We start from the raw sequence: 7,692 nt of genomic DNA, 5'->3' as shown, positions 1-7,692 counted from the left end.
GGCCGCACCAGTTACCACGCAGCCGTAGAAGCCGTACTCACGCACTACGACAAGAACGCCACCCCCGGCACCCCCGCCCTCGTCGTCTTCCAGACGGACGGCGCCCCGGACGCGAAGACCCCGGCCACCCAGTCCCTGACCGACGCCGCGAAGTCGCACGCCTCCGTGTTCTTCTCGTTCGTCGCGTTCGGCGACCACGAGAACAAGGCCTTCGACTACCTCCGCAAGCTGAAGACCGACAACACGGCCTTCTTCCACGCGGGCCCGACGCCCCTGGAGCTCACGGACGCGGAGCTCTACGACGGCGTACTGATCGACTGGCGCCCGTAGCACCACCATCTACCCGTAGCACCACCATCTGGAAGAACCCCCGTGCCGCCCGCTTCCCACCCCGTAAAACGGGAGGCGGGCGGCACACCCATGTCGGATACGATTTCAAGGTTCGCAAGACGCGTTCGCGAGACACAGAACGCACCAGCCAGACCGACCTGGGAGCAGCCCCCCGATGGCTCGACACCTCATCACCAGCGCCCTTCCGTACATCAACGGGATCAAGCACCTGGGCAACATGGTGGGGTCCATGCTCCCGGCGGACGTGTACTCCCGCTACCTCCGCCAGCGCGGCCACGACGTCCTCTACATCTGCGCGACCGACGAACACGGCACCCCCGCGGAACTGGCCGCGAAGGAGCAGGGCCTCCCCGTAGCCGAGTTCTGCGCGCAGGCGCACGACGCGCAGAAGGCGGTCTACGACGGCTTCGCGCTGGCCTTCGACTACTTCGGCCGGAGTTCCTCCCCCCAGAACAGGGAGATCACGCAGCACTTCGCCCGCCGCCTCAACGAGAACGGCTTCATCGAAGAGCGCGCGATCCGCCAGGTCTACAGCCCGGCCGACGGCCGCTTCCTCCCGGACCGCTACGTCGAGGGCACCTGCCCCCACTGCGGCTACGACAAGGCCCGCGGCGACCAGTGCGAGAACTGCACCCGCGTCCTGGACCCGACCGACCTGATCAACCCCCGCTCGGCGATCTCCGGCTCGACCGACCTGGAGGTCCGCGAGACCAAGCACCTCTTCCTCCTCCAGTCGAAGCTCCAGCACGAGGTCGAGGAGTGGGTCGCGGCGCACGAGGAGGAGTGGCCGCACCTCGCCGCCTCCATCGCCCGCAAGTGGCTCACCGAGGGCCTGCACGACCGCGCGATCACCCGCGACCTGGACTGGGGCGTCCCGGTCCCCGCCGACACCTGGCCCGAGCTGGCCGCGGAGGGCAAGGTCTTCTACGTCTGGTTCGACGCCCCGATCGAGTACATCGGCGCGACGAAGGAGTGGGCGGACGCGGCCCCGGCCGGGGAGACCCGCGACTGGAAGTCCTGGTGGTACGAGTCCGACCAGGGCGAGAACCCGGTCCGCTACACGGAGTTCATGGCCAAGGACAACGTCCCGTTCCACACGGTGATGTTCCCGGCCACCGAACTCGGCATCCGCGAGCCCTGGAAGAAGGTCGACTACGTCAAGGCCTTCAACTGGCTGACGTACTACGGCGGCAAGTTCTCCACGTCCCAGAAGCGAGGCGTCTTCACCGACCAGGCCCTGGACATCCTCCCGGCGGACTACTGGCGCTACTTCCTGATCGCCAACGCCCCCGAGTCCGACGACTCGTCCTTCACCTGGGAGCACTTCACCGCCACGGTGAACAAGGACCTGGCCGACACCCTCGGCAACTTCGTCAACCGGGTCCTCTCCTTCTCGAAGAAGCGCTTCGGGGACGAGGTCCCGGCGGGCGCGGCAGCGGGCGAGGCGGAGACCAGGCTGGGCGAACAGATCGCGGACCTGCTCGCCGAGTACGAGACCCAGATGGAGTCCCTCCAGTTCCGCAAGGCCGCGGCGGCACTCCGCGCCCTGTGGTCGGCCGGCAACTCCTACCTGGAGGAGAAGGCCCCCTGGCTGGAGATCAAGACCGACCCGGAGGCCGCGGCCCTCACGCTGCGCACGGCGATGAACCTGATCCACCTCTACGCGGTGGTCTCGGAACCCTTCATCCCGTCCTCCTCGGCGGCGATGCGCGCTGCCTTCGCCCTGCCGTCCGACACGGCGACGTGGGTCTCGCGGGAAGAGGCGAAGTCCCTGTCCACCGTCCCCGCCGGCACCCCCTTCACCGTCCCCCCGGTCCTCTTCGCGAAGCTCACGGACGAGGACCTGGAGACGTACAAGGAGCGGTTCGGCGGAGACCAGGGGTGACCCTGTGACGTACTACGTCACCACCCCCATCTACTACGTCAACGACGCTCCCCACCTCGGCCACGCGTACACCACCGTGGCCGCGGACGTCCTCGCCCGCTGGCACCGCCGGCGCGGGGAGGACGTCTGGTTCCTCACGGGCACGGACGAGCACGGCCAGAAGATCCTGCGCACGGCGGAGGCGAACGGCGTGCCCCCGCAGGAGTGGGCGGACCGCCTGGTCGAGGAGTCCTGGAAGCCGCTCTGGGACCATCTCGCCATCTCCAACGACGACTTCATCCGTACGACGGAGCGCCGGCACACGGACCGTGTGCAGGAGTTCGTGCAGGACCTGCACGACAAGGGCGAGATCTACAAGGGCGGTTACGAGGGTCCGTACTGCGTGTACTGCGAGGAGTACAAACTCCCCGGCGAGCTGATCGAGGCGGAGGACGGCACCGGTGTTCCGCTCTGCGCGATCCACCGACGCCCGGTGGAGATCCTCAAGGAGGAGAACTACTTCTTCAGGCTGAGCGAGTACGGCGACCGCCTCCTAGCCCACTACGACGCCCACCCGGACTTCGTCCAGCCCGCCTCGGCCCGCAACGAGGTCGTGAACTTCGTCCGGCAGGGCCTCCAGGACCTGTCGATCTCCCGCTCGACCTTCGACTGGGGCGTCAAGGTCCCCTGGGACCCCTCGCACGTGATCTACGTCTGGGTCGACGCGCTCCTCAACTACGCGACCGCCGTGGGCTACAACGAGAACCCGGCGAAGTTCGAGGCCACCTTCCCCGCCGACGTCCACCTCGTCGGCAAGGACATCCTCCGCTTCCACGCCGTCATCTGGCCGGCGATGCTGATGGCCAACGGCCTGCCGCTGCCGGGCCGGATCGCCGCCAACGGCTGGCTGCTGGTCGGCGGCGAGAAGATGTCCAAGTCGAATCTGACCGGCATCAGCCCCGAGACGCTGACCGCGCACTTCGGCGTGGACGCCTACCGCTGGTACTTCCTGCGCGCGATCGCCTTCGGCCAGGACGGTTCCTTCTCCTGGGAGGACTTCACCGCCCGCTACACCAGCGAACTCGCCAACGGCTACGGCAACTTGGCGTCCCGGGTGACCGCGATGACGGCCAGGTACTTCGACGGCGTCCTGCCCGCGCCGGGGGAGGAGACCGAGGCCGAGCGCTCACTCAAGTCGGCGCTGCTGACGGCGACTTCGGAGGCGGACCGCCGTATCGGCGACCAACTCGACTTCCAGGGCGGCATCCTGGCCGTCCTCGACTTCGTCAAGCAGGTCAACGGCTATCTGACCGACCAGGAACCCTGGAAGGTCGCCAAGTCCGACTCCCCCGAGGCGCGTACCCGCCTGGCCACGATCCTCTACACGGCCGCGGACTCGCTCCGCGCGATCGCCGTCCTCCTGGAACCGGTCATGCCGGAGACGTCGAGCCGCCTCTGGGACTCCCTCGGCGCCTCGACGTCTCTGGGCCCGCTGAGCGAGCAGCGGATCCAGGGCGCCTCCGAGTGGGGAGCGCTTCCGCCCGGCTCCCCGGTCACCAAGGGCTCGGTTCTCTTTCCGCGCCTCGATGAACGTACGACTCCCTGAGGTACGTACGATTCGATGACCGCCCCCGTCACAGGCAGGTTCGCGCCAACCCGTAAGGTTCCGCCATGGCAGTCCCCGAGGTCATTCCGATCGCCTACGAGCCGAATCAACGCAGCGGCGCCGTCGGCCGCTACGCGGACGGCCAGTTCCTGGCGTCGGTCACCTACGCGTTCCCCCAAGGCTTCCGCCCCGACGACGGCTGGGAAGAGCAGAAACGTCTCTACACGGTGCTCCACACCTTCGATGCCGCGGGCCGCTACCGCGACTCGGAGATCTGGTGCGCCGGCACCTGGGCCGAGCAGCAACGCGCCCCGCACGGCGACGGTTCGGTCCTCTCCCAGGCCCGCATCCACCTGGCGAAACTGCTCCGCGCCCTCCCCCGCCGCAGTTACACCGACATCGCGATCCGCCCCTTCCAACGCACCGTCGACGGCGTCCTGTTCGGCCTGCTGGTCGAGGAGGACGAGGAGGGGAGCTGGGCGGAGCTGTATCCGGACCGGCGCTGCTTCGGCCCGCCCTGGGACGGTACGTACGACAGCTGAGCACCTGGTCCGGGGAATCCAACTCCCGCACAGCCAGGGCCTTTACACTGCGCGTCAGTTGTCGGCGCACAGGGGATGCGCCCAGGGTGGGAGGGGACTCGTATGGTCAAGTCACGGACGGCCAAGGGCAGATGGAGAGCCGCGGCGGTCGTCGCCGCGACCCTGGTCGGCGGCTCGCTGCTGCCCGCCGCGCCCGCGTTCGCGGTCCACGGAGCGGTACCCGGCGACTTCAACGGTGACGGGTATCGCGACGCCGTCCTGCCCGCGCCCGGCGCGAACGTGGCAGGCAAGGAAGGGGCGGGCGCGGTCGTCATCCTGTACGGCTCGAAGTCGGGGATCTCGGCCGCCCACCGCAAGACGATCACCCAGAACACCGCCGGAGTACCGGGCACCGCGGAGGCGGGTGACGGGTTCGGCTCCGCCACCGCGACGGCCGACCTCAACCGGGACAGCTACGCGGACCTCGTGGTCTCCACGCCGTACGAGGACACGACCCGCGGCACGGACGCGGGCCTGGTCACCGTGTTGTGGGGCAGCAAGAGCGGGCTGACGACGGGCACCGACCTGCCGGCGCCGTCGGACTACCTGGAGCGGTACGGCACCGACCTGGCCGCTCTGAGCATCGGCGCGGGCAGCAGGACACAGGTCGCGGTCGCCGGATCGGACTCCCTGGTCTTCAAGGGACCGTTCAGCCGCACCGGCACCTACGGTTCGGCCGTACCCGACCAGAACACCGCCTCTCCGGCGAGCGTCGCGCTCGGCGACTTCGACGGCGACACCGTGCTCGACCTGGCCGTCACCACCCAGGGCCTCAGCGACTTGAGCGGTGGCGAGGTCTACGTCGACCCGGCCACCACCGTCATGCAGCCGAAGCGGGGCAACGGCCTCATCGCCGCCTCGGGCGACGTCAACGGCGACGGGTACGCCGACCTCGTCGTCGGCGACCCCTGGGACCCCGACGTCGTGGGCGTGGACGGCGCGTTGGGTGGCCGGGTGCTGGTCTACTACGGCACGGCGAGGGGCATCGCGGAGACCGCCGAACCCGTACAGCTCACCCAGGACACCGCCGGGGTGCCCGGCGCGAGCGAGAAGGACGACGAGTTCGGCGGCGCCCTGACTGTGGCCGACCTCAACCGGGACGGGCTCGCCGACATCGTCGTCGGCGCCCCGTTCGAAGGCGTCGCAGGCAAGACCCGGGCCGGAGCGGTGACCGTGATCCCGGGCCGCCGCACGGGCGCGCTCGGCACGGGCGCCTATTCGTTCACCCAGGACACGGCCGGCGTCCCCGGCGCCTCCGAGATCGACGACTTCTTCGGTACGACCGTCTCCGTCGGGGACGTCAACAACGACGGCAAGCCGGAGCTGTTCGTGAGCGCGTCGGGCGAGAACCTGGACACGGGCGCCGTGTGGGTCCTGCCCGGCGGCACCTCCCGCCCGACGGCCACGGGCACCAAGCTGTTCACCGGCCCCGCGGTCGGCCTCACCCAGCCAAGCCTCACGACCCTGGGCGGGAACGGGCTGCTCTCACTGATCTGAGGCAACTACCGCTCTCCTCAGGCTAGTTGAGGACACCGGCCCCGGTGGTGGTCGCGAGCTCCGTCGGCAGGTTCTTGGCGGAGGTCTCCAGGCCTGCCTTGAGGGTCGGCGTCCAGTTCACGGTGGTCTTCAGCTTCTTGGAGTTGGCGGCGTTGTAGGCGGCGACGAGGTTGGTGGCCGTGCCGTTGACGAGGTTGCCGCCACCCGCGATCGAACCGGTCCCGTCACCGCTGAACAGCTTGCCGACCTTCTGACCGGCCGGAATCTTCCAGTAGTTGTCCTCGGCGACGACCTGCGCCTTGGCACGGGAGTTGACGCTGTACTGGAGGACGTACCCGTTGAGCTTCGTGGTGTCGTAGAAGTTGTTGTAGATGTGGATCTGGCCGATCCGGGCCAGCGGAGCGCGCTGCACGATGCCCTTCCAAACGTTGTGGTGGATGGAGACGCGCAGCTTGCCGACGCTGTCGGTGTCGCTGCTGCCGATGAGCATCGTCTTGTCGTGGTTGGTGAACTGGTTGCGCTCGACGGTCACCAGGTCCGAGCCCTTGGTGATGTCGAGGTCGCCGTCGTGGATCTGGTACTGGCGGCCGTAGTACTTCGGGTCGGAGGTGTCGAGCCCGGGCGCGTCGGTGAACGTGTTGTGGTCCGCCCAGACATGCGTGGCACCGCGCAGGGTCACGGCGTCGTACTGCGAGTTCCAGTTCCCGCTGTCCCCGTCCGTCGGGTCCCACTGCGGGAAGCAGTCCTGGGTGGCGGCGAAGGTCAGGTTCCGCACGATGACGTTGTCCACGCTCTGTATCTGCAGCGTGCCGCCGGTGATCCCGGCCTTGGTGCCGGGCACGCCCACGACGGTGGTGTTGGCCGGCACCCTGAAGACGATGTTCTTCGCCTGCTTGGCCTGTGCGGCGGCCCGCGCCTTCTCCTGCGTACCGGAGGGCAGCTTGGAGGTGCCGTAGGTGGAGGGGGCGAAGGCCTTGAGGTAGGCGGCCAGCGAGTACCCGGTCCCGGCGGAGTAGGCGGCGCAGCTCAGCTTCTTCCCCGAGCCATCGGTGTTGGCGTCGATCGTCCCCTTGATCTTCACGATCCGCGGGGTCGTGTCGCTCGTGGACCCCAGCGCCTTCACGAGCTGCGCGCGGTTGCTCACGGTGAAGGTGTGCGCGGCGTCGGCCTTCGCGCCGCCGGTCGTACCGGTACCGGACGAGGCCCAACCGTCCTTCGCCGCGAGCGTCTGGTGGTACAGGTCGGCCCTCGCGGTGGTACTGGCCGCGTTCGCGTTGAGCACGAGGATGCCGGCGCCGATGCCTGCGGCGGTCGCGGCGGCGGTGACGACGATCGTGCGGCGCTTGCGGAGGGAACGGCGGTGGGACGGGGCGGGTGAATCGGTGGCGGCCACGGGAGTCCTTCGGTGCGGTGAGGGGGTTACGACTCCTCAGTGGCCGTCAGGATCAAGAAGGTTGCCGCGAGCCGCCAACTTTCTTGATCCCGCGCACAGTTACGGCCTAGGGCTCACCGCTTACGAGGACGTGCCCGCCGATGCCGACGCGCTCGGCAGGGTGTCCGTGCTGTCGTGCGTCTCGTCCGGGGCGACGCCCATCGTCAGGTGCGCGCGGACACCCTTGGCGACGCGCTTCTTGTCGTAGTCGAGGTGGAGCAGGCCGCCTTCGTGGCCGTTCTGCGGGTAGATCGTGTCCGTGTGGGCTGTGGTTTCCCATGAATCCTGAAGACGTCTCCTCAGCGGGGGCCGGTGCGCTGCTCGCGTATGCGGTGGAGGAGGGCGGCGAGGGTGATGGGGG

The 7,692-nt window shown here is 68.7% G+C and carries 6 protein-coding genes and 1 pseudogene; 5 read left to right on the top strand and 2 right to left on the bottom strand.

Annotated features, from left to right (window positions below):
• The 5 genes from AC31A1_RS42180 to AC31A1_RS42160 form a co-directional block, all read left to right on the top strand.
• Window positions 1-330 (top strand): VWA domain-containing protein (locus tag AC31A1_RS42180; RefSeq protein WP_489658375.1); only part of this gene is annotated, 330 nt, incomplete at its 5' end.
• 175 nt (window positions 331-505) lie between these two features.
• The gene (gene metG / locus AC31A1_RS42175) at window positions 506-2,236 is read left to right on the top strand and encodes a methionine--tRNA ligase (RefSeq protein ID WP_489658374.1); all 1,731 of its coding nucleotides are present in this window, start codon (window positions 506-508) and stop codon (window positions 2,234-2,236) included.
• A 4-nt stretch (window positions 2,237-2,240) separates the two neighbouring features.
• The gene (metG, locus tag AC31A1_RS42170) at window positions 2,241-3,821 is read left to right on the top strand and encodes a methionine--tRNA ligase (protein WP_489658373.1); all 1,581 of its coding nucleotides are present in this window, start codon (window positions 2,241-2,243) and stop codon (window positions 3,819-3,821) included.
• A 65-nt stretch (window positions 3,822-3,886) separates the two neighbouring features.
• The gene (locus tag AC31A1_RS42165) at window positions 3,887-4,363 is read left to right on the top strand and encodes a hypothetical protein (RefSeq protein WP_489658372.1); all 477 of its coding nucleotides are present in this window, start codon (window positions 3,887-3,889) and stop codon (window positions 4,361-4,363) included.
• A 102-nt stretch (window positions 4,364-4,465) separates the two neighbouring features.
• Window positions 4,466-5,899, top strand: a complete 1,434-nt coding sequence (locus AC31A1_RS42160) for a VCBS repeat-containing protein (protein WP_489658371.1) — start codon at window positions 4,466-4,468, stop codon at window positions 5,897-5,899.
• 22 nt (window positions 5,900-5,921) lie between these two features.
• Here the strand turns inward: AC31A1_RS42160 and AC31A1_RS42155 are convergent, their stop codons facing one another.
• Together AC31A1_RS42155 and AC31A1_RS42150 are read right to left on the bottom strand one after the other, a co-directional pair.
• Complete coding sequence (locus AC31A1_RS42155; RefSeq protein ID WP_489658370.1) at window positions 5,922-7,292, bottom strand: pectate lyase family protein; 1,371 nt, start codon at window positions 7,290-7,292, stop codon at window positions 5,922-5,924.
• Window positions 7,293-7,412: 120 nt separating this feature from the next.
• Window positions 7,413-7,692 (bottom strand): annotated as a pseudogene (locus AC31A1_RS42150) (hypothetical protein); the annotation flags it as partial.

It is taken from the genome of Streptomyces sp. P5F9 (genome assembly GCF_057961495.1).
Note: the sequence above shows the minus strand (reverse complement) of the source record. Positions and strands in the feature narration are given on the sequence as shown.

Bases quoted from the DNA above. Each gene is read 5' to 3' on its own strand.
- AC31A1_RS42165 (WP_489658372.1), top strand. From the start codon at position 3,887: ATGGCAGTCCCCGAGGTCATTCCGATCGCCTACGAGCCGAATCAACGC.
- AC31A1_RS42160 (WP_489658371.1), top strand. From the start codon at position 4,466: ATGGTCAAGTCACGGACGGCCAAGGGCAGATGGAGAGCCGCGGCGGTC.
- metG (WP_489658374.1), top strand. From the start codon at position 506: ATGGCTCGACACCTCATCACCAGCGCCCTTCCGTACATCAACGGGATC.